General features: G+C 47.0%; 20 protein-coding genes and 2 pseudogenes. 14 read left to right on the top strand and 8 right to left on the bottom strand.

Annotation, left to right across the window (positions count from 1 at the left end; all coding sequences use genetic code 11):
* Nucleotides 1-15 precede the first annotated feature (15 nt).
* The 7 genes and pseudogenes from M1D69_RS19375 to putR form a co-directional block, all read left to right on the top strand.
* Nucleotides 16-288 (top strand): annotated as a pseudogene (locus M1D69_RS19375) (LysR family transcriptional regulator substrate-binding protein); the annotation flags it as partial.
* Nucleotides 289-420: 132 nt separating this feature from the next.
* Nucleotides 421-1,377, top strand: a complete 957-nt coding sequence (cah, locus tag M1D69_RS19370; protein ID WP_458105142.1) for a cephalosporin C deacetylase — start codon at nucleotides 421-423, stop codon at nucleotides 1,375-1,377.
* 81 nt (nucleotides 1,378-1,458) lie between these two features.
* Nucleotides 1,459-2,241, top strand: coding sequence for a nucleotidyltransferase domain-containing protein (locus tag M1D69_RS19365; RefSeq protein ID WP_458105143.1), 783 nt, complete (start codon nucleotides 1,459-1,461; stop codon nucleotides 2,239-2,241).
* A gap of 188 nt (nucleotides 2,242-2,429) precedes the next feature.
* Nucleotides 2,430-3,341 carry a proline dehydrogenase PutB gene (gene putB / locus M1D69_RS19360; RefSeq protein ID WP_458106110.1) on the top strand — a complete coding sequence of 304 codons (912 nt, stop codon included), beginning with the start codon at nucleotides 2,430-2,432 and terminating at the stop codon, nucleotides 3,339-3,341.
* A 16-nt stretch (nucleotides 3,342-3,357) separates the two neighbouring features.
* Nucleotides 3,358-4,905, top strand: a complete 1,548-nt coding sequence (pruA, locus tag M1D69_RS19355; protein ID WP_458105144.1) for an L-glutamate gamma-semialdehyde dehydrogenase — start codon at nucleotides 3,358-3,360, stop codon at nucleotides 4,903-4,905.
* A 124-nt stretch (nucleotides 4,906-5,029) separates the two neighbouring features.
* Entirely contained in the window at nucleotides 5,030-6,451 is a 1,422-nt protein-coding gene (gene putP, locus M1D69_RS19350; RefSeq protein WP_458106111.1) for a sodium/proline symporter PutP, read from the top strand.
* A gap of 153 nt (nucleotides 6,452-6,604) precedes the next feature.
* Complete coding sequence (gene putR / locus M1D69_RS19345) at nucleotides 6,605-7,840, top strand: proline utilization transcriptional regulator PutR (RefSeq protein WP_010332961.1); 1,236 nt, start codon at nucleotides 6,605-6,607, stop codon at nucleotides 7,838-7,840.
* Nucleotides 7,841-7,876: 36 nt separating this feature from the next.
* Here putR and M1D69_RS19340 read toward each other — a convergent pair whose 3' ends face one another.
* The 3 genes from M1D69_RS19340 to M1D69_RS19330 all read right to left on the bottom strand — a co-directional run bounded on the left by M1D69_RS19340 (nucleotide 7,877) and on the right by M1D69_RS19330 (nucleotide 10,568).
* Nucleotides 7,877-8,728 carry a TIGR03943 family putative permease subunit gene (locus M1D69_RS19340; protein ID WP_458105146.1) on the bottom strand — a complete coding sequence of 284 codons (852 nt, stop codon included), beginning with the start codon at nucleotides 8,726-8,728 and terminating at the stop codon, nucleotides 7,877-7,879.
* Between the two features lie 4 nt (nucleotides 8,729-8,732).
* The gene (locus M1D69_RS19335; RefSeq protein WP_458106112.1) at nucleotides 8,733-9,617 is read right to left on the bottom strand and encodes a permease; all 885 of its coding nucleotides are present in this window, start codon (nucleotides 9,615-9,617) and stop codon (nucleotides 8,733-8,735) included.
* Nucleotides 9,618-9,713: 96 nt separating this feature from the next.
* The gene (locus M1D69_RS19330; protein WP_458105147.1) at nucleotides 9,714-10,568 is read right to left on the bottom strand and encodes an alpha/beta fold hydrolase; all 855 of its coding nucleotides are present in this window, start codon (nucleotides 10,566-10,568) and stop codon (nucleotides 9,714-9,716) included.
* 168 nt (nucleotides 10,569-10,736) lie between these two features.
* On the opposite strand from M1D69_RS19330, the gene M1D69_RS19325 reads away from it, so the two are divergent.
* The gene (locus M1D69_RS19325) at nucleotides 10,737-11,747 is read left to right on the top strand and encodes an NAD(P)/FAD-dependent oxidoreductase (protein WP_458105148.1); all 1,011 of its coding nucleotides are present in this window, start codon (nucleotides 10,737-10,739) and stop codon (nucleotides 11,745-11,747) included.
* Nucleotides 11,748-11,775: 28 nt separating this feature from the next.
* On the opposite strand, the gene cobA is transcribed toward M1D69_RS19325, so the two are convergent.
* The 5 genes from cobA to nirB form a co-directional block, all read right to left on the bottom strand.
* Nucleotides 11,776-13,227, bottom strand: coding sequence for a uroporphyrinogen-III C-methyltransferase (gene cobA, locus M1D69_RS19320; RefSeq protein WP_458105149.1), 1,452 nt, complete (start codon nucleotides 13,225-13,227; stop codon nucleotides 11,776-11,778).
* 59 nt (nucleotides 13,228-13,286) lie between these two features.
* A complete protein-coding gene (nirD, locus tag M1D69_RS19315; protein WP_024120163.1) occupies nucleotides 13,287-13,607 on the bottom strand; it encodes a nitrite reductase small subunit NirD in 321 nt (106 codons plus the stop codon).
* A 32-nt stretch (nucleotides 13,608-13,639) separates the two neighbouring features.
* Complete coding sequence (nasD, locus tag M1D69_RS19310; protein ID WP_458105150.1) at nucleotides 13,640-16,057, bottom strand: NADPH-nitrite reductase; 2,418 nt, start codon at nucleotides 16,055-16,057, stop codon at nucleotides 13,640-13,642.
* A gap of 120 nt (nucleotides 16,058-16,177) precedes the next feature.
* Nucleotides 16,178-18,310, bottom strand: a complete 2,133-nt coding sequence (nasC, locus tag M1D69_RS19305) for an assimilatory nitrate reductase catalytic subunit NasC (RefSeq protein ID WP_458105151.1) — start codon at nucleotides 18,308-18,310, stop codon at nucleotides 16,178-16,180.
* Between the two features lie 6 nt (nucleotides 18,311-18,316).
* Nucleotides 18,317-20,635 carry a nitrite reductase large subunit NirB gene (gene nirB, locus M1D69_RS19300; RefSeq protein ID WP_458105152.1) on the bottom strand — a complete coding sequence of 773 codons (2,319 nt, stop codon included), beginning with the start codon at nucleotides 20,633-20,635 and terminating at the stop codon, nucleotides 18,317-18,319.
* Between the two features lie 183 nt (nucleotides 20,636-20,818).
* Here nirB and M1D69_RS19295 point away from each other — a divergent pair, with 183 nt between their 5' ends.
* From M1D69_RS19295 to M1D69_RS19270, 6 genes and pseudogenes are all read left to right on the top strand, one after another.
* Nucleotides 20,819-22,024: an MFS transporter gene (locus M1D69_RS19295; RefSeq protein WP_044161947.1), complete on the top strand. Its 1,206-nt coding sequence runs from the start codon at nucleotides 20,819-20,821 to the stop codon at nucleotides 22,022-22,024.
* A gap of 129 nt (nucleotides 22,025-22,153) precedes the next feature.
* Complete coding sequence (gene folE2, locus M1D69_RS19290; protein WP_458105153.1) at nucleotides 22,154-23,068, top strand: GTP cyclohydrolase FolE2; 915 nt, start codon at nucleotides 22,154-22,156, stop codon at nucleotides 23,066-23,068.
* A gap of 90 nt (nucleotides 23,069-23,158) precedes the next feature.
* Nucleotides 23,159-23,640: pseudogene (locus M1D69_RS19285) on the top strand (L,D-transpeptidase).
* Between the two features lie 111 nt (nucleotides 23,641-23,751).
* Nucleotides 23,752-24,195: a hypothetical protein gene (locus tag M1D69_RS19280; RefSeq protein ID WP_458110435.1), complete on the top strand. Its 444-nt coding sequence runs from the start codon at nucleotides 23,752-23,754 to the stop codon at nucleotides 24,193-24,195.
* Nucleotides 24,140-24,313, top strand: a complete 174-nt coding sequence (locus M1D69_RS19275) for a hypothetical protein (protein WP_458105154.1) — start codon at nucleotides 24,140-24,142, stop codon at nucleotides 24,311-24,313. The genes M1D69_RS19280 and M1D69_RS19275 overlap by 56 nt, the downstream gene beginning before the upstream one ends.
* A gap of 10 nt (nucleotides 24,314-24,323) precedes the next feature.
* Nucleotides 24,324-24,872 (top strand): hypothetical protein, encoded by a 549-nt coding sequence (locus tag M1D69_RS19270; protein WP_458105155.1) that lies wholly within the window; start codon nucleotides 24,324-24,326, stop codon nucleotides 24,870-24,872.
* Nucleotides 24,873-24,876 lie beyond the last annotated feature (4 nt).

Genomic DNA, 24,876 nt, shown 5'->3' with positions numbered 1-24,876 from the left:
GAGGTGTTTTTTGTAGCGGAAAGCGGCTTTAAGCCGCACGCGGCGTTTAAAACGAGCCACATCGAAACCGCGCAATCCCTTGTGGCAAACGGTTTGGGGGTAACACTTGCGCCAAATATGGTCAAAAGAGACAAAGACCCGGGTGTCATCTATTTATCTCTTCAATCCGCGCCTTCACGCACTCTGGTTTTTGTATTTTTAAAGAACCGCTATGTCAGTCTGACCGCTCAGGCCTTTATGGAACTGAGCCGGGAATCGGTTAAACAAACGTTTGACCAAGAAGAGTAAGTATGGTGTTAGAACGAATTCACATCGAGGGATTGAATCACAAAACAGATGTTAAAAAATTTAGAAAATAGATTCAAAACGTGATAGTATAGAATAAACTAAATCTTATTAAACAAAGGAGGATAATCGGAAATGCAACTATTCGATATGCCGCTCGACCAATTGCAAACGTATAAGCCTGACAAAACTGCCCAAAAAGATTTTTCTGCGTTTTGGAAATCCTCTTTGAATGAGCTTGCCAAAGTTCCAGCAGTTCCTGACTTACAGCCGGTTGATTATCCTGCTGATGGGGTGAAGGTATACCGCCTCACATATAAAAGTGTTGGAAATGCCAGCATTGCCGGATGGTATGCGGTGCCTGACAAAGAAGGCCCGCATCCGGCGATCGTGAAATATCACGGCTACAATGCAAGCTATGACGGAGAAATTCATGAAATGGTCAATTGGGCGCTGCACGGATACGCTGCGTTTGGCATGCTTGTCCGCGGCCAGCAGGGCAGCGAGGACACCAGTGTTTCTCCGCACGGACACGCACTGGGCTGGATGACGAAAGGAATTCTTGATAAAGATACATACTACTACAGGGGAGTTTATTTGGACGCCGTCCGCGCGCTTGAAGTCATCAGCAGCTTTGATGAAATCGACGAAACGAGAATCGGCGTGACGGGCGGAAGCCAGGGCGGAGGCTTGACGATTGCCGCAGCGGCTCTGTCAGATATTCCGAAAGCCGCTGTTGCTGATTATCCTTATTTAAGTAATTTCGATCGGGCCATTGATGTGGCGCTTGAACAGCCGTACCTTGAAATTAATTCCTTCTTCAGAAGAAATGGCAGCCCGGAAACAGAAGAGCGGGCCATGAATACACTAACGTATTTCGATATTATGAATTTGGCTGACAGGGTGAAGGTGCCTGTACTGATGTCGATCGGGCTGATTGATAAGGTTACGCCGCCTTCTACTGTGTTTGCGGCCTATAACCATCTGGAGACAGAAAAAGAGCTGAAGGTGTACCGCTACTTTGGGCATGAGTATATCCCTGCCTTTCAAACGGAAAAGCTTGCCTTCTTTAAGCAGCATCTTAAAGGCTGACAGACGTGAAGAGCCGCCGCATCATCGGGCGGTTTTTTTCTGCAAACAGCCGGAATGAGAAAAGACGGGAGACGAATAGATATGAAACAAAGAATCATTGATGAACTAAAACGAATTGAGCAGGAATACAGCGTTAAAATCGTGTATGCCGTTGAATCAGGGAGCCGTGCTTGGGGATTCCCGTCGCAAGACAGCGATTATGATGTCCGCTTTATTTATGTGCCGAAAAAGGAGTGGTATTTTTCAATTGAGCAGGAGCGGGATGTCATTGAAGAGCCGATCCACGATTTGCTGGATATCAGCGGCTGGGAACTGAGAAAAACGCTGCGTCTTTTCAAAAAATCAAACCCTCCGCTGCTTGAGTGGCTGTCCTCAGACATTGTGTATTACGAAGCTTTTACGACTGCAGAGCAGCTGAGAAAGCTGCGAAGCACAGCGTTTAAGCCTGAAGCCAGTGTGTATCACTATATCAATATGGCAAAAAGAAACGTCAAGGATTACCTGCAAGGGCAAGAGGTGAAAATCAAAAAGTATTTTTACGTGCTGCGGCCGATACTGGCGTGCAAGTGGATTGAAAAGCACGGAACCATTCCGCCGATGGATTTTACTGTCTTGATGAATGAACTGATTACGGAACCCGAACTGAGAACAGAGATGGAAACCTTGCTTGAGCGCAAAAGAAAAGGTGAAGAACTGGATCTTGAAGCAAGAATTCATGTGATTCACCAATTCATTGAAACGGAAATTGAAAGGATTATGGAAGCGGCGAAAACGCTGAAAATCATCAAAAAAGATATCACGCCTGAGTTGAATCGTCTGCTTTTGAATACTGTTGAAGAAGTGTGGAATGACGGAGGAAGCTGATGGTTAGTGTCGCTTCCTCTCTCCATTTTTCGACAGGAAGTCCCCCGACTTTCTAACTATCTGATTGTGAGAAACCCACAAAAATAATCAGAATCTTTGTATTTTGAGAATATTGTGAACGTCGGTTTTGTCCATTTACAATAAACTCATACAAATACTTCTTAGATTGCGGGGTGTTGAGGTTGGAAGTGATCACAAGAGATTTTTTCTTATTTTTATCCAAAAGCGGCTTTCTCAATAAGATGGCGAGAAACTGGGGAAGCCGGGTGGCAGCGGGTAAAATTATCGGCGGGAATGATTTTAACAGTTCAATCCCGACCATTCGACAGCTTAACAGCCAAGGCTTGTCAGTTACTGTCGATCATTTAGGCGAGTTTGTGAACAGCGCCGAGGTCGCAAGGGAACGCACGGAAGAATGCATCCAAACCATTGAGACCATTGCGGATCAGCAGCTGAACTCACACGTTTCTTTAAAGATGACGTCTTTAGGTCTCGATATAGATATGGATCTGGTGTATGAAAATATGACGAAAATCGTCCAGACGGCCGAGAAGCATAAAGTCATGGTCACCATAGACATGGAAGACGAGGTCAGATGCCAGAAAACGCTTGATATTTTCAAGGATTTCAGAAGGAAATACGAGTATGTAAGCACGGTGTTACAGGCCTATCTGTACCGGACGGAAAACGATATTGACGATTTGGATTCTTTGAAACCGTTCCTTCGTCTTGTAAAAGGAGCATATAAGGAATCAGAAAAAGTGGCTTTTCCGGAAAAAAGCGATGTCGATGAGAACTACAAAAAAATCATCCGAAAGCAGCTCTTACATGGTCACTACACAGCGATTGCGACACATGACGATAAAATGATCGATTATACAAAGCAGCTTGCCAGGGAAAACGGCATTTCCACTGACATGTTTGAATTCCAGATGCTGTACGGCATGCGATCGCAAACCCAGCTCAGCCTCGTAAAAGAAGGTTATAACATGAGAGTCTACCTGCCTTACGGAGAGGATTGGTACGGCTACTTTATGAGACGCCTGGCAGAACGTCCGTCAAACATTGCATTTGCTTTCAAAGGAATGACAAAGAAGTAAAAAAGGAGAGATTACAATGACAACACCTTACAAACATGAACCATTCACAAATTTCCAAGACCAAAACAACGTAGAAGCGTTTAAAAAAGCGCTTGCGACAGTAAACGAATATTTAGGAAAAGACTACCCGCTTGTCATCAACGGTGAAAGAGTGGAAACAGAAGCGAAGATCGTTTCCATTAACCCGGCTAATAAAGAAGAGGTAGTCGGCAGAGTCTCAAAAGCTTCTCAAGAGCACGCTGAGCAAGCCATTGAAGCTGCGGCTCAAGCCTTTGAAGAGTGGAGATACACGTCTCCGGAAGAAAGAGCGGCTGTCCTGTTCCGCGCGGCTGCCAAAGTCCGCAACAGAAAGCATGAATTCTCCGCTTTGCTCGTAAAAGAAGCAGGGAAGCCTTGGAACGAGGCAGATGCCGATACTGCTGAAGCGATTGACTTCATGGAATATTATGCACGCCAAATGATTGAACTGGCAAAAGGCAAACCGGTCAACAGCCGTGAAGGCGAGAAAAACCAATATGTATACACGCCGACTGGCGTAACAGTCGTTATTCCGCCTTGGAACTTCTTGTTCGCGATTATGGCGGGAACAACAGTAGCACCGATCGTTACCGGTAACACAGTTGTTCTTAAACCTGCGAGCGCAACGCCTGTCATTGCTGCGAAATTCGTTGAGGTGCTTGAAGAATCCGGTCTGCCAAAAGGCGTTGTCAACTTTGTTCCTGGAAGCGGAGCGGAAGTCGGTGACTACCTTGTTGATCATCCAAAAACAAGCCTTATCACGTTTACGGGATCAAGAGAAGTCGGTACGAGAATCTTCGAACGCGCGGCAAAAGTTCAGCCAGGCCAGCAGCACTTAAAGCGTGTTATTGCTGAAATGGGCGGTAAGGATACAGTTGTAGTCGATGAGGATGCGGACATTGAATTGGCGGCTCAATCCATCTTTACATCTGCATTCGGCTTTGCGGGCCAAAAATGTTCTGCGGGTTCACGTGCTGTTGTCCATGAAAAAGTGTATGATCAAGTATTAGAGCGCGTTATTGAAATCACAGAGTCTAAAGTAACGGCAAGCCCTGACAGCGCAGATGTTTACATGGGACCTGTCATTGACCAGGGTTCTTATGATAAAATTATGAGTTATATTGAGATCGGGAAAGAGGAAGGCCGATTAGTAAGCGGCGGCACTGGTGATGATTCAAAAGGATTCTTCATCAAACCGACGATCTTCGCTGACCTTGATCCGAAAGCAAGACTCATGCAGGAAGAAATTTTCGGACCTGTCGTTGCATTTTCTAAAGTGTCAAACTTTGATGAAGCTTTAGAAGTGGCAAACAATACTGAATACGGTTTAACGGGAGCGGTGATCACAAACAACCGCAAGCACATCGAGCGTGCGAAACAGGAATTCCATGTCGGAAACCTGTACTTCAACCGCAACTGTACAGGTGCTATCGTCGGCTACCATCCGTTTGGCGGCTTCAAAATGTCCGGAACGGATTCAAAAGCAGGCGGGCCGGATTATTTGGCACTGCACATGCAGGCAAAAACAATCAGTGAAATGTTCTAAAGCGGGACTAAATGGGCATCCTCCCTGCGGGGATGTCCATTTCATCCATATACTATAAAAAAGAGGAGGAAGTGCCATAGAAAACACACAGCTGATTATCTCGATTTGTATTTATATGGCGGGGATGCTGCTGATCGGCTACTTTGCTTACAAGCGGACGTCGAATCTGACGGATTACATGCTGGGAGGACGTTCGTTAGGTCCTGCTGTAACCGCTCTCAGTGCGGGCGCTGCCGATATGAGCGGCTGGCTGCTGATGGGGCTCCCGGGCGCCATGTTTTCAACAGGTCTGAGCGGGGTTTGGATTGTGTTCGGACTTTGCCTTGGAGCATGGGCAAACTGGCTCTACGTCGCGCCGCGGCTGAGAACATATACAGAAAAAGCGGGGAATTCGATTACGATTCCCGGATTCCTTGAAAATCGTTTCGGAGATCAAACAAAGCTCCTCAGGCTGTTTTCAGGAATTGTCATTTTAGTCTTTTTCACATTTTATGTATCTTCCGGAATGGTGTCCGGCGGCGTCTTATTCAACAGCATCCTGGGGATGAATTATCACACCGGCTTGTGGGTTGTGACTGGTGTTGTTGTCGCGTACACCCTGTTTGGGGGCTTTCTGGCTGTCAGCTGGACAGATTTTGTTCAGGGGATCATTATGTTTGCAGCACTTATTCTCGTTCCTATCGTTACGTTTTCCCACACCGGGGGAATAGGTGATACAACTGCTGAGATCCGCTCTGTGGACCCTGATATGTTTAATATTTTTAAAGGAACCAGTGTTCTTGGCATCATTTCATTGTTTGCCTGGGGCTTGGGCTACTTCGGCCAGCCGCATATCATTGTGCGCTTTATGGCGATTACGTCTGTCAAAGAGATAAAAAGAGCGCGCAGAATCGGAATGGGATGGATGATTCTTTCGGCGGTCGGCGCAGTGCTGACAGGTTTGGGCGGAATCGCTTATTACCATCAGCGGGGCATGACATTGAAGGACCCGGAGACGATTTTTATTCAATTAGGAAACATTTTATTCCACCCAATTATCACAGGTTTTCTGATTTCTGCGATTTTAGCGGCCATCATGAGTACGATTTCTTCCCAGCTGCTTGTCACATCAAGCTCTTTGGTAGAAGATTTGTATAAGTCGATGTTCCGGCGCTCAGCTTCTGATAAAGAACTGGTGTTTTTAGGGCGTCTGGCTGTGCTGGCTGTTTCAATTGTCGCGTTAGTTCTGGCATGGGAGAAAAACAATACCATCCTTGGATTGGTCAGCTACGCGTGGGCGGGCTTCGGTGCATCATTCGGACCGGTTGTACTGCTCAGTTTATTTTGGAAACGAATGACCAAATGGGGGGCACTCGCCGGCATGATTGTAGGGGCAGCGACTGTAATCATTTGGGCGAATGCCGGTCTTTCGGGCTTTCTGTATGAAATGATACCTGGTTTTGCTGCGAGTCTGTTGTCGGTCTTTTTCGTCAGCGTATTGACGCAGGCTCCGTCACAAGATGTTACAGACCAGTTTAAAGACTACCAAGATACGATGTCACAATAAAGATCGAAAGGAGGAGGAAGGGGATATCCCTTTTTCCTCTTTTCTCCTTTTAAGACCGCTGTGTTTTCTTTTGGAAACAAACGTATTTTTTTCTATACAAAAAGACCCCGTATGGATATGATTAAAGTAAAAAAAGTATAGGAGAAAAAAGGTATGGAAGAGCTTTTAGAGAGAGTTTTTTCATTTTCAGATGTTGATAAGCTGATTGACTTTATCAGCTATGAACTGCAAAAACCAGTGATACTGGAAAGCGCGGATTTCTTTTTGTTAGCCTACAATTCTTACTATATTAACCATTTTGATTCTGCGAACCAGCAGACTATTTTTTCAAAAAAATGTCCGGTCCAGATTTTTGAGAGGTTTTTGAAGGACGGGATCATTGAAAAGCTGAAAACAGAACCTGAGCCTTTTCGCGTCAATAAAATTGAAAGCATTGGGTTAAATCAGAGAGTAGTCGTGAGTGCGAAGCATAAAGGGGAAGTCATGGGCTACATCTGGATTCAGGAACTGGATCGTGATTTGACAGACGAAGAGCTCGACTTTTTGTACGAGACCTCCTTCCATGTCGGAAAAATTATTTATAAAGCGAACAAGCTGAAACAGGAAAAGGAAGAAAGAGCTGAGGACCTCATCAAACGGGCGATCTATCAGCAATTTATTTCTGAAAAGGAGCTCAGGCGCGAAGCTGAGAGAATCAACACTGTGCTGCCTTCTGTGTTTTCAGTTGTCATCCTGCACGCCGCGAATGGGGATGGGGAAGCGGTGGAAGATTTAAAGGAAAATATCAGGTCGTACCTGAATTTGCGGGATAAAGTCAGTCATGTCTTAACGATCGAATCAAATATTGTCATCGTCGTAGCGAGTTTTTCCCAAAAAAGCTCCGCCTCCTCAGCAGCTGCTGAATTCATTAACAAGCTGTTAACACATTTTCACTTTCAAAAAATTCCTACCCCTATTTATATCGGTATCGGAAACGAATATGACCACATCTTAAAACTTGGCAAAAGCTATACAGAAGCATTGGAAGTCATTAAAGCCGCAGAAATAACCGGCAACCAGGAAAACATTCCATATGAATATGAGAAGCTCGGTATTTATCGTTATTTAGAAAGCATTGAACAGAAAAATGACTTTTTGGAATACGAGAATAAGGATTTGGCTTTACTAAAAGCGAAAGACCAAGAAAGCAGCACCGAGCTGCTGAAGACGCTGGAAATCTATCTCCTCAACAATTGCAAAACAAAACCAGCCGCAGAACAGCTGTTTATTCACCAAAACACATTAAATTACCGCATCAAGCAGATTCTTGAGATGACATCCATCGATTTAAGCGATTTCAGAACGCGATGCCAGCTCTATCTTGATTTGATGCTAATGAAAAAGAAATAAAAAAGAAACCAGTACTTGTACTGGTTTCGTCTTCAATTAAAATCCTCTGTAAACATACGGATCATCAGGTTTTTTAATGGTGTTCCAGTCCGTCACTTTCACGACAGGGAGGGTGGATTTGAATGGCTGATAGTATTCTGAGGACAAAGTGCCTTTGATATGAATCCATTCATCATCCTTAATATCCATGTCCTTCGGAAATTCCACAAGCATCCCGTAAACGCCGGAATCAGCGATACAGTGAATAATGCCAAACCTCAATACGAAGAGCTGGTTTTTGTTAATCGCGTTTCCTTTATACGCAAATCCATGAAACTCAATCGTCCGTCCGAGAAATTCACCCGGATAGTTATAAATGGTTTCCATTCCTTTTAAGAAATCATCATCGGTCAGAGCAATCTCTTTTTTGCTGGAATACTTATTAAACAGCTGTTTCATTTGTTTGTCATAGCTGTCTTGCGCGTAATACAGGCTGGCATCAGGCCGCAAATACTGTGTTTGGGAGTAGTGATCTCCGCTCTCCATCGCCTTAAACGAGAACCCTTTTGTTTTGACGATGGATGAGTCAAGCGTCGCAATCGGAAAAAAGATGCCTGACACCAAAGGAAATAGAAAAACAAGATAAATCAAATACCGCTGATAAAATGGTTTGTTTTGTTCATGGTCATGATCATGGCCGCAGCCGCAATCATCGTCAGAATGATGCCCGCCTTTTTCAGGCGATTTGATAAACAAATATGCTTGAACAGCTGTCAAAATGGCCAGCAGGAAGATCGCAATAAAGGAAAGATAGGCATATTTCATATTGATATATTTTGTTAGATTTCCTGAGGTATGCAGATGATAAAAGAAAAACGTAAATCCCATCAGCACCAATAGACGAAACATCCAATCACCCCTTTACCAGTAGTGATCCCGCTAAGACAATCACGACAATGTACGTCATCAGCAGGAAAACAAACCGTTTTTTGAAGGCCGCAAGCATCATCAATAGATTCTTAATATCCACCATCGCGCCAAAGACGAGAAAGGCGATGAGCGAGCCTAAAGAAAATGTGCTGCTGAAGGAAGACGCAATAAAGGCATCCACTTCTGAACAAAGCGACAAGACAAACGCAAGCCCCATCATCACGAGGGAAGAAGATACATCATTCTGTCCGATCGCAAGCAGAGTGGATGTTTTGACGTACGTCTGCATCGCGGCTGCGATAAAGGCGCCGATGATTAAATATTTCCCCACGGAGAAAAATTCATCAATGGCGTGACGCAAGGTCCCTCCCAGCTTTTGAAGCAGGGTGTGGTGATGATGATGGCGATGCCCGGGTTCATCGGGCTTTAACAGCTGGTTATCCTTAAATTGATAGGATAAGATGACCCCGATGATCAGCGAAACGGCGAGAGCCAGTCCGCCTCTGTAAAAGACCACGCTCCATCTATTCCCGAACGCAATATAAGTAGAAAATAAAACGATAGGATTAATGATAGGCGCGGTCAGCATGAAAGCAACGCCCGCATGCAGAGGAACTCCCTTTAACAGAAGCCGCCTCGTAATCGGGATGATGCCGCATTCGCAGGCGGGAAACAAAACGCCGGCCAGCGCACCGAATAAAACGGCGAGAAAGCGGTTTTTCGGCATGATCCTCGCAATCATTTCTTCAGAAACAAACATTTGAATGATTCCGGAAAGTATGACGCCAATCAGAATAAACGGAATGGCTTCTATTAAAATGCTGATAAAAATAGAATTCAGCTGAAGAAAAGATGATTGTGCTGTCACAATAAAACCTCCGCTCATGTTAAGCTGCCTCTTATGTTACCAGAAAAAAGGCACTGCTTGTTTGACGGAGGAGGGGAAAGGATCGTTTCACTTTGATTAGGATTCCAAAAAGCCGAGTAGGATACTGTCTGTTTCTGCAGCTTCTTTTCCGAGCCAAATCAGGTGCCCCCATGAGTGAAGCAAACAGAGGGCGGCGTTAGGAATGTGTTCTTTTGCATGATGTGCATGTGACAAGTCGACAAATCCATCGTAAACGCTTTGCATAATCAGTACGGGGCATGTGATGGCCTGCAGCTCTTTTGAAGAGACAGCGGCGGTTTGTGGCAAGTCGAGCAGAAATCCTTCACCTGAGCGCTGCCGGCTGTTCATTTTTCGAAATGCGTCTATGTCTTTTTCATCCATCATGGACTTGATTCGCTGAAACGAAAGCGTGCTGAATTGCGGACTCATGGCGCGAAACACCAAACGCGGGAAGGCGTTATTCAGAGAAGAAGTCAGCTTCCATATCCACTTTTCCACCGGCGGGCGGAAGAGGATTCTCCCAACTTTGTATTCTGTGTCTTGAGGGGTGAGCCATCCTTTGGTGACCGCGGATTGCAGGGTCAGAGTGTTTGTCCTTTCTGGATAATGTGAGGCAAAGCATATGCCGCTTGGGCCGCCTGCTGAGATGGCAATCACATGGACGCTGTCGATTTGTAAATGATCTAATAGCTTCACATAGAAACGGCAGGCGTCGGCAAGACTTTTTCCAATCTCTTTTGACGTTCGTCCGTAGCCGGGCCTTGAAGGCGTGATGATGGAGTACCCGTGCTCGACCAGCGACGTGTAGCCGAATTCCTCGTAACAATTTGAATGCCCGCCATGCATGACAAGAATGGGGGCTCCCTTGCCTGTCACAGAATATTCTAGTGTCTGTCCTTCGAAAGTGATCGTTTCGACTCGTCTTTTCATCTGTTTCTCCCATTTGTTTTCTGCCTATTATAGGGTTTTCAACAATTTACCACAAGGAGAAGAAATGAATAAACAAAGGCACGGAAAATATGATATACTTTTTATTGATATTCATTCTCAATTAAATGATATAACGTTAATGATAGATTGGAACGGGAGGCAGGACGGATGGCTGAAAATCAAGAGGTGTATGACGTCACGATTATAGGCGGGGGGCCGATCGGGCTGTTTACGGCTTTTTACTGCGGCATGCGGGAGCTGAAAACGAAAGTGATCGAGTTTTTGCCGCGGCTCGGGGGCAAGGTGTCTTTATTCTTTCCTGAGAAAATCATTCGCGATATCGGCGGGATACCGGGAATTGCGGGAAAGCAGCTGATCGAACAGCTGAAGGAGCAGGCGGCGACGTTTGACCCTGATATTGTGCTGAATCAGCGAGTGACCGGATTTGAGCGTCTGGATGACGGAACCATGGTGCTGACTAGCTCTAAGGGGGAGAAGCACTATACAAGAACCGTTATTTTGGCTGTCGGCATGGGCACGCTGGAGGTCAATGAGTTTGACAGCCAGGATGCGAGCCGATATGCAGGAAAAAACCTTCATTATAAAGTGGAGAGGCTTGAGGCGTTTAAAGGCAAAAGAGTGGTGATTTCCGGCGGGGGAGATACTGCGGTCGATTGGGCTAATGAGCTGGAACCGATTGCGGCGTCTGTTACTGTCGTGCACCGCAGGGAGGAATTCGGCGGACTGGAAAGCAGCGTGACGAAAATGAAGCAGTCATCTGTGCGGGTGCTTACTCCTTATCGGCTGGAACATCTCAGCGGCACTGAAGAACGCATCGAAAGCGTCACCGTTCTTCATGCTGAGTCTGGACATACCGAGGAAATCGAGCTTGATGAGCTCATTATTAATCATGGGTTCAAAATTGATCTCGGCCCGATGAAGGAGTGGGGTCTCGAGATTGAAGAAGGCCGGATTAAAGCTGACAGACATATGCGGACGAATCTTCCGGGCGTGTTTGTTGCGGGGGACGCGGCTTATTATGAAAGCAAGCTCAGATTGATTGCCGGCGGCTTTACGGAAGGCCCGACTGCCGTCAACAGTGCGAAATCTTATCTGGACCCTCAGGCGGAAAATATGGCGATGTATTCCACCCACCACAAAAAATTGGTTCATAAATAAGAAAGCCCTTTGGAAAAGGGCTGTATCATCAGCTGTGGAGGAGTTTTTTCTCCACTTGCTCATTTTGTATAAACGCAAATAATTGCTCTTGGTCTTGTACGGCAGTAAACCCATATGCAGCGGCGGGCGCGCCATCGCCTATACAGATGACAGGGGGGCGGCTTGCTGACGGTTCTGGTGAAATGCCGATTTCTTCTCCTGCGCTGATCAAATGCTGAGCGGACTGCTTGCCGGGGCAAATGATCATGTGCAGAGGAGACTCATTGATCGTCCGTTCGGTCATGCTGGTGAATCGCTCATCTATGACGTTTTCATGGGTGATATAGCACAAACAGGACTCTGATTTCTGCATTTCTTCTACAGAATGACGGCTGCCGACAATCAGCTTTTTAGGTGAATTGTGATGGTGCTCGGATATGATGAAGCCGCGTTTTATAAGCTCTGCCTTTCCTGCTTCTGACGCTGCACTCAGGCGTGCGGTCAGCTGGCGAATGTCGATTCGTTTGGACGCGAGCGCTTCAAAAAATTCGCAAACCGCACGGCGTGATGTGAAGAAAATATCCTCAAAGGTGCTGATCTGTCCTAGCATATCCTCGTTGGCAGGCATTTTTTCAGTCCGCCATTTCGGCCATTCGATGACATCGGCACCATAATCGCGCAGCTTGTCTGCCAGCGTATGCTCATCTTCGCCATGAGTGACTATCATCATATGCTGCCCGATGAATGGTTTGCTTTCAAACCAGCTGTGTGTTTGAACGTTTACAATATCACCGATGACGATAATGGCGGGATTTGTGATTTGCTGTTCCTGTATTTTTTGATGGATATCCTGCAGCGTTCCTTTTACGCTCCGCTGGCGGCCCCACGTTCCCCATTGAATCACGATGACAGGGACAGAAGGAGATTTTCCGTACGTGATGAGCTGCTGGCAAATAAATGGAAGGTTTTTGACCCCCATGTAAAACACAAGCGTTTGAACGCTTCGGGCAAGCCCTTCCCAGTCAAGGTTCGGCGTTCCTTTTAAGGATTTATCATGTGCGGTAATCATGGCGAAAGACGAAGCGAAATCCCGATGCGTGACGGGGATTCCCGCATAAAGCGGCGCTGCGATTCCCGAGGTGATGCCCGGCACCATTTCATAGCGGATGCCATGCTGGTGGAGAGCGTCTGCTTCCTCGCCGACTCTGCCAAACACGCTGGGATCTCCGCCCTTCAAACGGACAACAGTTAATCCCTCCGACGCTTTTTCAATCAGCAGGGCATTGATCTCTGCTTGTTTCATAAAATGGCGGTCCGGCAGTTTTCCGCAATAAATGAACTGGCAGTCTGGTGATGCGTATTCGAGCAGCTTTGGGTTTGCGAGCCGGTCATACAAAATGACATCCGCTTCCTCCAGCGCCTGTTTTCCTTTTATGGTGATGAGCCCTGGATCTCCAGGTCCGGCGCCCACAAAATATACGATTCCGTTTTTCATGATCATGTCATCCTTCCGTCACTGTAAAAAATGAAGGATCACTTTGAAAGTGATCCGGTCTTTGATCAATATACGAGATAAACGTATTCTCCTTCGATCAGCGTTTCGTATGTTTTGACACAGCCGTGATCCGGCTCTTGAACGATTCCGTCTTCCAAGGAGATTTTCCAGTCGTGCATCGGACAGAAGACATATTCGCCGCTGACGATACCTTCTGCAAGGACGCCGCCCTTATGGGGACAGCGGTTTTCAATGGCGCGGATGCTCCCGTTTGAAAGCTTAAAGACCGCAAGCTCCTTATCTTCAATATACACTGTTTTTCCTAATTGTTCAGGCAATTCTTCGATTTTTCCGATACATACTTTTGTGACGTCTTTGTTCACCATGTCCATTCCTCCTCAATGTTTTTTTTCTGTCATTATGATGTGGTCACGACATTTTCAAATAATTCTTTAGAGGTTTGTTTATCTTCCAGGAAGTCCTTCCACGGATCTTTGTGGACCGAGAGCGTTTCATTCATTCGATCGTTCAGCTCCTGCCGTTTTTCCGGATCGTTTAAAATATCTTGGACATGGGATAAACCGACGCGCTCCAGCCATGCGGACGTGCGTTCTAAGTAGTTTGCCGTTTCCCGGTAGTATTGAAGATAAGCGCCTGCGTATTCCAAGACTTCTTCATTTGTTTTCACCTTCATCAGCAAGTCGCCGGCACGCAAATGGGTTCCGCCGTTTCCGCCGACGTAAAGCTCCCAGCCTCCGTCGATGCCGACAACGCCAAGATCTTTAATGCCGGACTCTGCACAGTTTCGCGGGCAGGCAGATACGGCCATTTTCACTTTATGAGGCGTGTTGAGTCCTTCAAATTTTTTCTCAAGGTCGATGCCTAAGGCCATGGAATCTTGTGTGCCGAAGCGGCAGAATTGTTCGCCTACACATGTTTTTACCGTGCGGAGTGTTTTTCCGTACGCGTAGCCTGACGGCATATCAAGATCGGCCCATACCTTTGGCAGGTCTTCTTTTTTCACGCCGATCAAGTCAATTCGCTGGCCGCCTGTCATTTTGACGAGCGGGATCTCGTATTTGTCGACGACATCAGCGATTTTGCGAAGATCTTGAGAGTTGGTTACACCGCCGTACATCCGCGGTACGACAGAGTAGGTGCCGTCTTTTTGAATATTGGCGTGCATCCGTTCATTAACAAAGCGGGATGTTCTGTCATCCTCATATTTGGACGGGTTGATCATGCCTAAGTAGTAGTTCAGAGCCGGACGGCATTTGGAACAGCCTTCTGGCGTTTTCCAGCCGAGCACGTTCATGACTTCTCTTGTATGTGACAGCCCTTTGGCTTTGATTTCTTCGACTACCTCGTCTCTCGACAATGAGGTGCAGCCGCAAATCGCTTCTTTTTGGGCTGATGCGTCAAAGTCTGATCCCAGCGTATACTGAAGGATGTCTTCTACGAGCGGCTTACAGCCTCCGCATGAGCGGGACGCGCCGGTGCAAGCTTTGATTTCATCTGTTGATGAACAGCCCTGTTCCTGGATGGCTTGAATAATTGCTCCTTTTGACACGCCGTTACAGCCGCAGATGATTTCATCATTGCTCATGGCAGCGGTCAGACTTGTGCCGGCTTCTTGGTTGAGAGGCTGTAAAATTGAGATTTTAGAGGTTTCAGAGATATCTGCTTCTTTTTGAATCATTGAAAACAGGCGGTTGCCCTCACTGCTGTCGCCGAATAAAACGGCCCCGACAATCTGATTGCCTCGCAGCACGACTTTTTTATAAATGCCATCCTGTTCATCAAAGACCTTGATCGCTTTTTTCTCGTCTGATTCGTTAAAGTCACCGGCAGAAAAGACCTCGACTCCTGATACTTTCAGTTGAGTGGAGAGAACGGAGCCTTCATAAGGTTTCGTTTCAACACCGCAGATATGTTTAGCGAGCACTTTCGCCTGTTCATAGAGCGGCGCCACGAGTCCGTATGCGATTCCTCGGTGCTCAGCGCATTCACCGACCGCATAAACGTGCGGGATTTCGGTTTGCATATAATCGTTGACAATGATGCCGCGGTTGACTGGAATTCCGCTTTCGGTCCCAAGCGCTGTATTCGGGCGGATGCCGACGGCCATGACGACTAAATCGGCTTCAACGCTTGTGCCGTCTTTGAATCTGACGCCCTCGACCCGGTCATCTCCGAGAATTTCTTCTGTTTGCTTTTCAAGCAGAAAGGTCATTCCTTGTTTTTCTAATTCGTTTTGCAGCAGGCGTCCGGCCGTTGCGTCAAGCTGGCGTTCCATCAGGAAGGGAGCGAGATGGATAACGGAGACTTCCATACCGAGATTCAGCAGGCCGCGCGCAGCTTCTAAGCCAAGCAAGCCCCCGCCAATGACGGCTGCTTTTTTATACTGTTTTGACGCGGCGAGCATCGTGTCTGTATCTTTTATGTCCCGGAAAGCTGTGACGCCTTTTTTGTCTGCGCCCTGAATCGGCAGGATAAAAGGGACAGAACCCGTAGCCAGGATCAGTTCATCATAAGGCTGTATTCTGTCTGCATCGGTGATGACGGTTTTGTTTTCGGTGTCCACTTTAATAACTGTTTCATTGGTATACAATTGTATATTGTTATCTTCGTACCAGTTCCAATCGTTTAACGTAATATCTTTGATATCTGTATCGCCTTGCAGCACTTTTGACAAAAGGATTCGGTTGTAGTTGGGATGCGGTTCGGAACCAAAAATTGTGATTTGAAATTCGTCTTTTGAAACATTCAGTATCTCTTCAATGGCCCTTACCCCGGCCATTCCATTACCAACAAGAACTAGCTGTTTTTTTCCCATCAGATGATCCGCTCCTTATCAATGTTTTTTCCAGCGTAGCACAGCAAAAAGAAATATTTAAGATGCATGTTATAAAATGTAACAAAAAATACGAAAATTTCTAAAAATTTTATGAAAATTTTAAATAGGTCTGACTCGGACGGCGGATACCTTAAAACCGGGCATTTTACACGCTGGATCTAGGCTGTCGCCAATCAAATCATTTACGTTTTGGGCATCCGCCCAGTGGATGGGAACAAATACTGTGTCTTTTCTGATGTGTTCTGACCATTTGCTGCGGACGGTGATGCTTCCGCGAGGAGATTCGATGTTCACGAGAACGCGGTCTTCGATATTGTAGGCTGCTGCTGTTTTCGGATGGATTTCCATAAATGATTCAAAATGTCTTGCGGCCAAAGAGGCGCTTTTTCTCGTTTGGACACCTGTTAAATAATGAGACATGACCCTTCCGGTCGTTAAAAACAACGGATATTCGGCGGTCGGCTTATCTTTTGGAACAACGGGTTCGTTTGGGATCACACTTAGTGCCGCTTTTTGATCCGGATGTGCAAATGAGTCCTCAAACAAGCGCCCGGTTCCGGGATGATCAGGCTCCGGACACGGCCAGTGAATCCCGCCTTCTTGTCTGAGCCTGTTATATGTGATGCCGGAATAATCGGCGATTCCGCCGCGGCTTGCTTCTCTCAATTCGTTAAAGATATCCTCCGCAGACGTGTAGGAAAAATAACGGCCTTTTCCGAGAGCGGACGCGATTTCGCAAATGATCTGCCAATCATGCTTTGCTTCTCCCGGGCAGGGGCGGCTTGCTTCTCTTAATGTCACGCGGCCTTCTACATTTGTCATGGTGCCTTCGTCTTCTAAGTAAGAGGATGCGGGCAAAATGACATCAGCGAATTTCGCAGTTTCAGATAGAAACAAGTCGATCGCAACAAAGAATGTCAGTTTCGACAGCGCCTGTTTGACAAGGTTGGCATTTGGGCTGGAGACTGCTGGATTGGAACACATTAGAAACAGTCCTTTAATGTCTCCATCGTTGATTTTTTCCATCATTTCATAGGCTGAGACGCCTTTTCGCGGGAGCTCATCCGGATTGACTCCCCACACTTTTGCAATATAAGCCCGATGTTCTTCGTTTTCGATGGAACGGTAGCCGGGAAGCTGATCGGCTTTTTGGCCATGCTCTCGGGCGCCTTGCCCATTGCCCTGTCCGGTGATCGCTCCGTAGCCCGAGTAAGGCTTGCCGATTTTTCCTGTGATCAGCACCACATTTAAGAAGCCTTTCACAGCCGCGGTTCCGTCGGTTTGCTGTTCGATCCCGCGGGCTGTAAACAGCATGCCGGACGTTTCCTTGGCAAACTTTACAGCGGCCTTTCGCATTTGCTCTAAAGGAACGCTTGTCTGCTCGGCGATGTCTTCCAGATTTAAAGCGCCGGTATGCTGTTTGAGCTCATCAAAGCCGGTTGTGCGCGTGCGAATGAATTCTTCGTTTATCAGCTGTTCGTCTATGATGATTTTGACTAAACCGTTGGCAAGGGCTGCGTCTGTTCCGGGTTTGATTTTCAGATGGAGGTCGGCTATTTTTGTCGTCGCTGTTTCCCGGGGGTCAATGGCAATGAGATAAGCCCCGTTTTCTTTTGCTTGTTCAAAATACGGCATGATGGTCGGCTGGCATTCCGCGATATTGGTGCCGGCCAAAATGATCACTCGGGTGTGGGGGATTTCCGCTAAGGGATTCGTCAAGCCTCTGTCTGCTCCGAATGTTTGGTTGGCTCCGGTTGCTGCGGCGGACATACATAGCCGGCCGTTGTAATCGATGTATTTTGTCTGTAAGCCGACTCGTGCGAACTTTCCTAACAGATAGGCCTCTTCATTCGTAATCGAGGCGCTTCCGTAGACAGCAATCGCATCATGACCGTGTTTGTCTTGGATCAGGGTGACTTGCTCTTTTATATAGTTCAGCGCTTCAGCCCAGGTAACAGGCACAAACTCATCGTTTTTTTTGAGCAGCGGCCGGGTGATGCGGGAGGAGTGCAGGGCATGCTGGTGGGCGTTCATCCCTTTCATGCATAAACGGCCTTGTGTCGTGGGATTGTCGATGCCGATGGCTGTATACTTTTTCCGTGTGACGATGGTTTGTTCCACAAGCTGCATTTTGCATTGCATGCTGCAAAACGGACATTGGGTGTCGTATGTTTTTTCTGATTGGACGTCTTGCTGTTTTTCGCGGAAATATCTAAGCAGTCGTTCAGTCAAAATGCCTCATCCTTTCTTAAGTGCGCCAGCCTGTATAGGCTGATCTTGTATCAATGACAGGTCTGTTTGAAGGTTTTCCAGCAGCTGCGTCCGCAAATCCTGTTCAAATAATACCTCTCTGATATGAATGATGCCGAGGCGGTCAATCCACTGATGAACCGCTTCTGCGTAGTGAGCCGTTTCGCGATAATATTGGAGAAGGCCTTTCATCATAATGGCAGTATTTTCTTCGCTATCCGTCACACAAAACAGCATTCCGGCATGGGCATGCCCACCCCGGATGCCGCCAGTGTAAATGTCCCAGCCCTCTTGTGTTCGAATGGCGCCGATATCCTGTATAGCTGCGGCGGTGCAGTCTTTTTCACACGACAAGCTGATGGATATGTGATCGGGCATGGAAAGCATGTCAGTATGTCTTTCGATATGGCTTGCCAGCTTTTGAATAGAGCGATCTTCCCCGCACGTACATGCTATGACACTTTGCAGCGAGCGGCGGTGCTGATGAGAGAAAGCCGGCATGTGCAGTTCTTTTCTGATGTTTGCAAGGTCATTCGGACGGATTCCGGAAAGCTTCAGCCTCTGGCCGTGAGTTATTGAAACATTGGGGATGCCGTATGTCTCGATGATGTTTGCGATGTTTCTTAGTTCCTTCGCATTTGTCAGCCCGCCGTACATTTGCGGAATGAGGGTGCATGTATCTTCGGGCGATGTGTCAAGATACTGGATATACCCAGGCTGCAGCAATCCCATGTAATAGTGAAGCGCCGGAACACAAACGCGGCAGCCGTTTTTCGTTTTCCAGCCAAGCTGATTCATTGCCTCAGCAGGATCGGGGAAATGACATCGGTGCAGTTCGGCGATGACTTCATCTTCCGTCAAATCAGTGCAGCCGCAAAACGAAGGCTGACCGGCTGGTTCAGTATATTCGCTGCTTTCCATGTATTTCAGAAGGTCTTCAATGAGCGGCTTGCAGCCTCCGCAAGAGCCGGATGCTTTTGTGCACTGCTTAACTTCTTCGACCGTTGTTAAGCCTTTCGTGTGCACCGCTTCTTCAATCAAACCTTTTGTCACCGAGTTGCATTGGCAAATGGGTTCAGCGGGAGGCATGGATGCAAATGAAATGCCGCTTTGATCCGGTTCGATCAGCTGCTTTTTGACAATGGAAATGTCTCTTTGTTTGAGCAGGCTGTCGAGAAGCCTCTGTTTATCACGTGTGTCTCCGAATAAAATCACACCAGCCAGTTTGTCGTTCTCAAAGAGCGCTTTTTTGTAGCAGCCGGCATGTTCATCATGAAGCTTAATGCTCGTCGTGCCTGCGTCTTCGTGCACCTTTCCTGCCGACCACACATCAATTCCCGCTATTTTTAAGGCTGCAGATTGGGCAGAGCCATGATACCCTTCACATGGAACGCCGCAGATGTGTTGTGCGAGGACTTTTCCTTGTTCATAAAGAGGCGCGACCAATCCGTATACCATTCCGTTGTGCTCGGCGCATTCCCCGACGGCATACACATTCGGTTTGCTCGTCTGCATGAATTGATTGACGATGAAGCCGCGGTTTGCGGAAATTCCTGCTGATGCAGCCAATTGGATATTGGATCTTACACCAGCCGCCATCACAATCACGTCTGCTTTTATCGAAGAGCCGTCGCTAAACCGGATACCATCTGCCCGTGAGCCTCCTGTAATGGATGCTGTGTCTTTCTCTAAAAGAAAGGTTAAGCCTTTTCGTTCCAGTTCAGACTGAAGCAGACGAGAGGCTGTTTGATCGAGCTGTTTTTGCATAATGCTGGGAGAGTGGTGAATGACGCTGACATCCATGCCCAGATGCCGCAGGCCGACAGCCGCCTCAAGGCCTAATAAGCCGGCGCCGATGACCGCTGCTTTTTGATAACGTTCCGCCATGCTGATAAAAGCTTGGCAGTCTTCTATTGTCCGAAAGCCGTAAACACCTTCTTTGTCTGTCCCGGGTATGGGGAGAATATGAGGGGAGGAGCCTGTTGCCAGAATCAATTTGTCGTAGGACAGGCTGCGTTTTTGATCTGTGATGACTTGCTGCAAGTCTGTGTTGATTTGAACGACTGTTTCTCCTGTGTAAAGTGTTATGTCTTGCTTGGCGTACCATTCACTGCTGTTCAGCACAATGTCATTGAGCGATGCCTCCCCCTGTAAAACGGAGGATAAGAGAATGCGATTATAGTTGGGATGCGGTTCGCTGCCGAAAATGACAATCTCAAACATGTCACGATGAAGCTTTAATATTTCTTCAATACAGCGAATTCCGGCCATTCCGTTCCCTGCTACAATTAATCTTTGTTTCTTCATTTGCCAGACCTCTCCTTTGCCTCAGCTTGTAAGTTTTTCTCCTATCAAAAATTATGGCACAATGCTCAGTTAACGCATTAAACGTGTCACATTAGCTTACACATGTCTTTTCCGAAAAAATAAGGTCATATATTCTTGATTCAGAAAATTGAAATTTTTATAGGAACAAGAAAGGGGAATGTTATGAAGCTGTCGGAACTGAAAACAAGCGGTCACCCGTCCACTTTGCTCTGCTCGTTTTTATACTTTGATGTAAGTTTTATGATATGGGTTATGCTTGGGGCGCTTGGTGTTTATATTTCTCAGGATTTTGGCCTGTCTCCCTTTGAAAAAGGGCTTATCGTGGCTGTGCCGATTTTATCGGGATCTGTGTTTCGGATCATATTAGGCGTATTAACGGACAGAATCGGGCCGAAAAAAACAGCTGTGACCGGAATGCTGGTGACGATGATCCCGCTGCTCTGGGGAACTTTTGGCGGCCGTACGCTGACTGAGCTTTACGGGATCGGCATTCTGCTTGGCGTGGCCGGTGCGAGCTTTGCTGTTGCGCTTCCTATGGCGAGCCGGTGGTATCCGCCTCATTTGCAGGGACTGGCGATGGGGATAGCGGGTGCGGGTAACAGCGGCACCTTGTTTGCGACACTGTTTGGCCCCCGGCTTGCAGAGCAGTTCGGCTGGCACAGTGTGATGGGAATTGCGCTTCTTCCTCTGATCATTGTCTTTATTCTGTTTGTTTTCATGGCGAAGAATTCTCCTGAACAACCGGCGCCGCAGCCGCTAAAAAACTACTTGCAGGTGTTCGGACAGAAGGAAACGTGGTTTTTCTGTCTGCTGTACAGCGTCACTTTTGGAGGATTTGTCGGGCTGTCCAGCTTTTTGGCGATATTCTTCGTTGATCAATACCAGCTGTCAAAAATTCACGCGGGAGATTTCGTCACATTATGTGTAGCAGCGGGCAGTTTTTTCCGGCCTGTAGGGGGCTGGATTTCCGATCGAGTCGGGGGCACGAAGGTTCTTTCTGTTCTGTTTGTCATCGTGGCTCTTTGCATGGCCGGAGTCAGCAGTCTGCCGTCTCTATCGATGGTTATCATCCTTTTATTTGTCGGAATGATGGGACTCGGAATGGGCAACGGAGCAGTGTTTCAGCTCGTCCCGCAGCGCTTCCGGAAAGAAATTGGAATGGTGACGGGGATCGTCGGCGCAGCAGGAGGCATCGGAGGGTTCTTTCTGCCAAACATTTTAGGGTCATTAAAACAGATGACAGGCACATATGCCATCGGATTTATCACGTTTTCCTGTATCGCATTGCTGGCGTTTGTGCTTGTGATTGCCGCAGGATATTACTGGAGAAAAAGCTGGAGCGCGGAAAGCAGCCCGGCGGATGTTTAATGTTTGGATGGGAGACACGCGAGTGCGCGTGTCTTTTTTTGCTGTTTTCAACTTTTTCTTGATTTTAACTCGTGAACCGATCAGAATAAATAGTAATTATTACGATTTGAAACGGAAGGAGTTTTCTGAATGGCACAACACATTCTGCTACCGGAAAAAACGGAGCGTCTTCGATATTTTGGATCGGTCAGTCCCGTGAAAGGACAAAAGCCTGTGGAAAAGGAGAACATGAAGGATCTTCAGAATACCAGAAAAGACTATTTTTTTGGTATTCAGCAAGTAGGTGTCACCAATGTGTCTCACCCGGTCACTGTAGCCTCAGCGATGAAGCCTTGTCAGCAAACGACAGCAGCGAATTTTACCATGACCGCCAGCCTGCAGCGGAATCAGAAGGGCATCAATATGAGTCGGTTAACAGAGCAGCTTCAACGCTATCATCAAAACGGCTGGATTCTCTCATTTTCTTCTCTTCAGCAATTTACGAAAGAGCTTGCAGAAAACATGGATCAAATCTCAGCTTCCGTCGAAGTGCGGTTTCCGTGGTATTTCGAAAGAAAGAGTCCAAGGCTTGGGAAAGCGGGGCTGATGCATGCTGAGATGTTGATGTCTGTCACCTATCACGAAGATCAGCCGTTTAAACAGCGGGCCGGTATCTCAGCGAAAGTAACGACTCTTTGCCCTTGCTCTAAGGAAATCAGTGAATACAGCGCCCACAATCAGAGAGGAACGGTCAGCATTTTGGCCGATATTCATCCAATGGCACTGCTCCCAGTCGATGTCAAAGCCGATTTGCTTCACGTTGCAGAATCAAATGCCAGCGCGAGACTGCACCCGGTGCTAAAGCGGCCGGATGAAAAAGCCGTAACGGAAACCGCATATGAAAATCCCAGATTTGTTGAGGATCTGGCCCGTCTCATTGCCGCAGACTTATATGAGCTTGAATGGGTGTCGGCCTTTGATATTGAATGCAGAAATGAAGAATCGATTCATCTGCACGATGCCTATGCGAAGCTTAGGTTTTCGAAACAGGAAGAATGTCTATGAAAACTGCCATTCTTATTAATTGCTGTTTTTGCACCGGCAATTCTGCTGTCAGCCTGCTCTTATCATGCGGACGAGAAAGCGGGATCTCAAATGAAGAAAACAAACAAACACATAGCGGCAGAAAAAACAAGCATTGATTGGACAAAGCCTTCCGGCGGAGAATACCCCGATATCAAGCAGCTGAAAAATGTCTGGATTGATGTAGACGTAAACAGCAGAAGGCTTACATCAAAGCCGGAAGCAAAACCATCTATACGATGATCGTTTCATCAGGACTCGATCAAACCCATGATGATTCCACACCGAAAGGCACATTTCATATCGAGCCTGAACGGGGAGAATGGTTTTTCTCTGAAGGATATCAGGAAGGGGCGGAATACTGGGTCTCATGGAAAAACCATGGAGAATTTCTTTTTCACAGCGTACCCATGACAAAGGAGAAAAAAGTCATTGACAAGGAAGCGAAAAAATTAGGGGCAAAAGCATCCCATGGCTGTATCAGACTATCCATTCCAGATGCGAAATGGATATACGAAAACATACCTAAACACACAAAAGTTGTGATCAGCTGAATAGAAAGCAGTTGACAAAAAGGAAAAAAGAACATACGATTTAAATCGTAATAATTACGTTTTGGTAAATGACTTATCATCGGCGGCGGAATTCAAGGGTCGACCTTGGCTGTGCATCTGGTGAAGAGCGGAAAGGTGCCTATCCAGGATCTTGCGGTCATTGATCCTCATGAACAGCCCCTTGAGTGCTGGAAGCGAAATACGGCCCGCATTCGGATGAATGATTTACGCTCTCCATCGGTCCATCACATGGATACCGAGCCGTTCAGCCTGCAAACGTATGCGGATAAAAGCCAGTGGCCGGAGGTATTCTTCGGGAGGTATAAGCGCCCCTCTTTATCGCTTTTAAATGAGCGTTGTGAAACTGTATTGGATGAGATACATATTGATCAGGCGTGGAAGACAGGCATGGTGACAGACTTGAGAAGAAAAAAACGGATTGTGGGAAGTGAGGGCAGATGCCTCCGAAACAATCATAGGCGAAAGAGTTGTACTAGCCATGAGTTTTTCACAACAGCCTTGCTGGCCGGAGTGGGCTCAGCCATTTCAGAATGACGGCATTTATCATGTGTTTGACAGGGATGTGCAAGGGTTAAGACAGGAAGACGTGAAAGCGGCAGTTGTGGGCGGAGGGATCACGGCGGCTCATTACGGCCATAAAGCTCTCGGATGACGGGCACGACGTGACGATGTTCGCGAGGCATCCATTCCGCACCTATGATTTTGACAGTGATCCGGGCTGGCTTGGCCCGAAGTATATGAAAAGATTCAGCAAAACGCCAGACTGCCAAAAGAGAAGGCAATGGATCACAAACGCCAGACATCGCGGCTCCTTCCCGAAGGACATCTCAAGAAAGCTTGCTGTTTATAGAGAAGAGGGCAGGATAAAGGTCATTCAGGATGAAGTGGTGTCATGTCAAAAAACAGCTGACGGCCGGCTGCACATACAGCTGAAGAAAAATGAATCGTCATACACATTCGAACATATCGCGCTGGCAACAGGCTTTGCCTCTGACATCAGCCGATTCGAGTGGGTTCAAAAAGCAGCGCAAGCAGAGCAATTGCCTTTTGCCGGATGCGGCTTTCCGATTGTCGGCAAGGATTTGCAATGGGGGAACGGGTTATACGTGATGGGTGCCTTTGCGGAAATTGAAATCGGGCCGACAGCGAGAAATATTTCCGGGGCGCGAAAAGCGGCAATCACTATTACACATACGTCATTTAAATCGTAATGAT

The organism is Bacillus sp. PK3-037, assembly GCF_054161355.1.
This window is presented reverse-complemented; position numbering and strand designations above follow the sequence as displayed.

Excerpts from the sequence above, each read along its gene's own strand:
- cah (WP_458105142.1), top strand. The coding sequence starts at position 421 with ATGCAACTATTCGATATGCCGCTCGACCAATTGCAAACGTATAAGCCT.
- M1D69_RS19365 (WP_458105143.1), top strand. The coding sequence starts at position 1,459 with ATGAAACAAAGAATCATTGATGAACTAAAACGAATTGAGCAGGAATAC.
- pruA (WP_458105144.1), top strand. The coding sequence starts at position 3,358 with ATGACAACACCTTACAAACATGAACCATTCACAAATTTCCAAGACCAA.
- putP (WP_458106111.1), top strand. The coding sequence starts at position 5,030 with ATGCTGCTGATCGGCTACTTTGCTTACAAGCGGACGTCGAATCTGACG.
- putR (WP_010332961.1), top strand. The coding sequence starts at position 6,605 with ATGGAAGAGCTTTTAGAGAGAGTTTTTTCATTTTCAGATGTTGATAAG.
- M1D69_RS19340 (WP_458105146.1), bottom strand. The coding sequence starts at position 8,728 with ATGTTTCGTCTATTGGTGCTGATGGGATTTACGTTTTTCTTTTATCAT.
- M1D69_RS19330 (WP_458105147.1), bottom strand. The coding sequence starts at position 10,568 with ATGAAAAGACGAGTCGAAACGATCACTTTCGAAGGACAGACACTAGAA.
- M1D69_RS19325 (WP_458105148.1), top strand. The coding sequence starts at position 10,737 with ATGGCTGAAAATCAAGAGGTGTATGACGTCACGATTATAGGCGGGGGG.
- cobA (WP_458105149.1), bottom strand. The coding sequence starts at position 13,227 with ATGATCATGAAAAACGGAATCGTATATTTTGTGGGCGCCGGACCTGGA.
- nirD (WP_024120163.1), bottom strand. The coding sequence starts at position 13,607 with ATGGTGAACAAAGACGTCACAAAAGTATGTATCGGAAAAATCGAAGAA.
- nasD (WP_458105150.1), bottom strand. The coding sequence starts at position 16,057 with ATGGGAAAAAAACAGCTAGTTCTTGTTGGTAATGGAATGGCCGGGGTA.
- nirB (WP_458105152.1), bottom strand. The coding sequence starts at position 20,635 with ATGAAGAAACAAAGATTAATTGTAGCAGGGAACGGAATGGCCGGAATT.
- M1D69_RS19295 (WP_044161947.1), top strand. The coding sequence starts at position 20,819 with ATGAAGCTGTCGGAACTGAAAACAAGCGGTCACCCGTCCACTTTGCTC.
- folE2 (WP_458105153.1), top strand. The coding sequence starts at position 22,154 with ATGGCACAACACATTCTGCTACCGGAAAAAACGGAGCGTCTTCGATAT.
- M1D69_RS19275 (WP_458105154.1), top strand. The coding sequence starts at position 24,140 with ATGAGTTTTTCACAACAGCCTTGCTGGCCGGAGTGGGCTCAGCCATTT.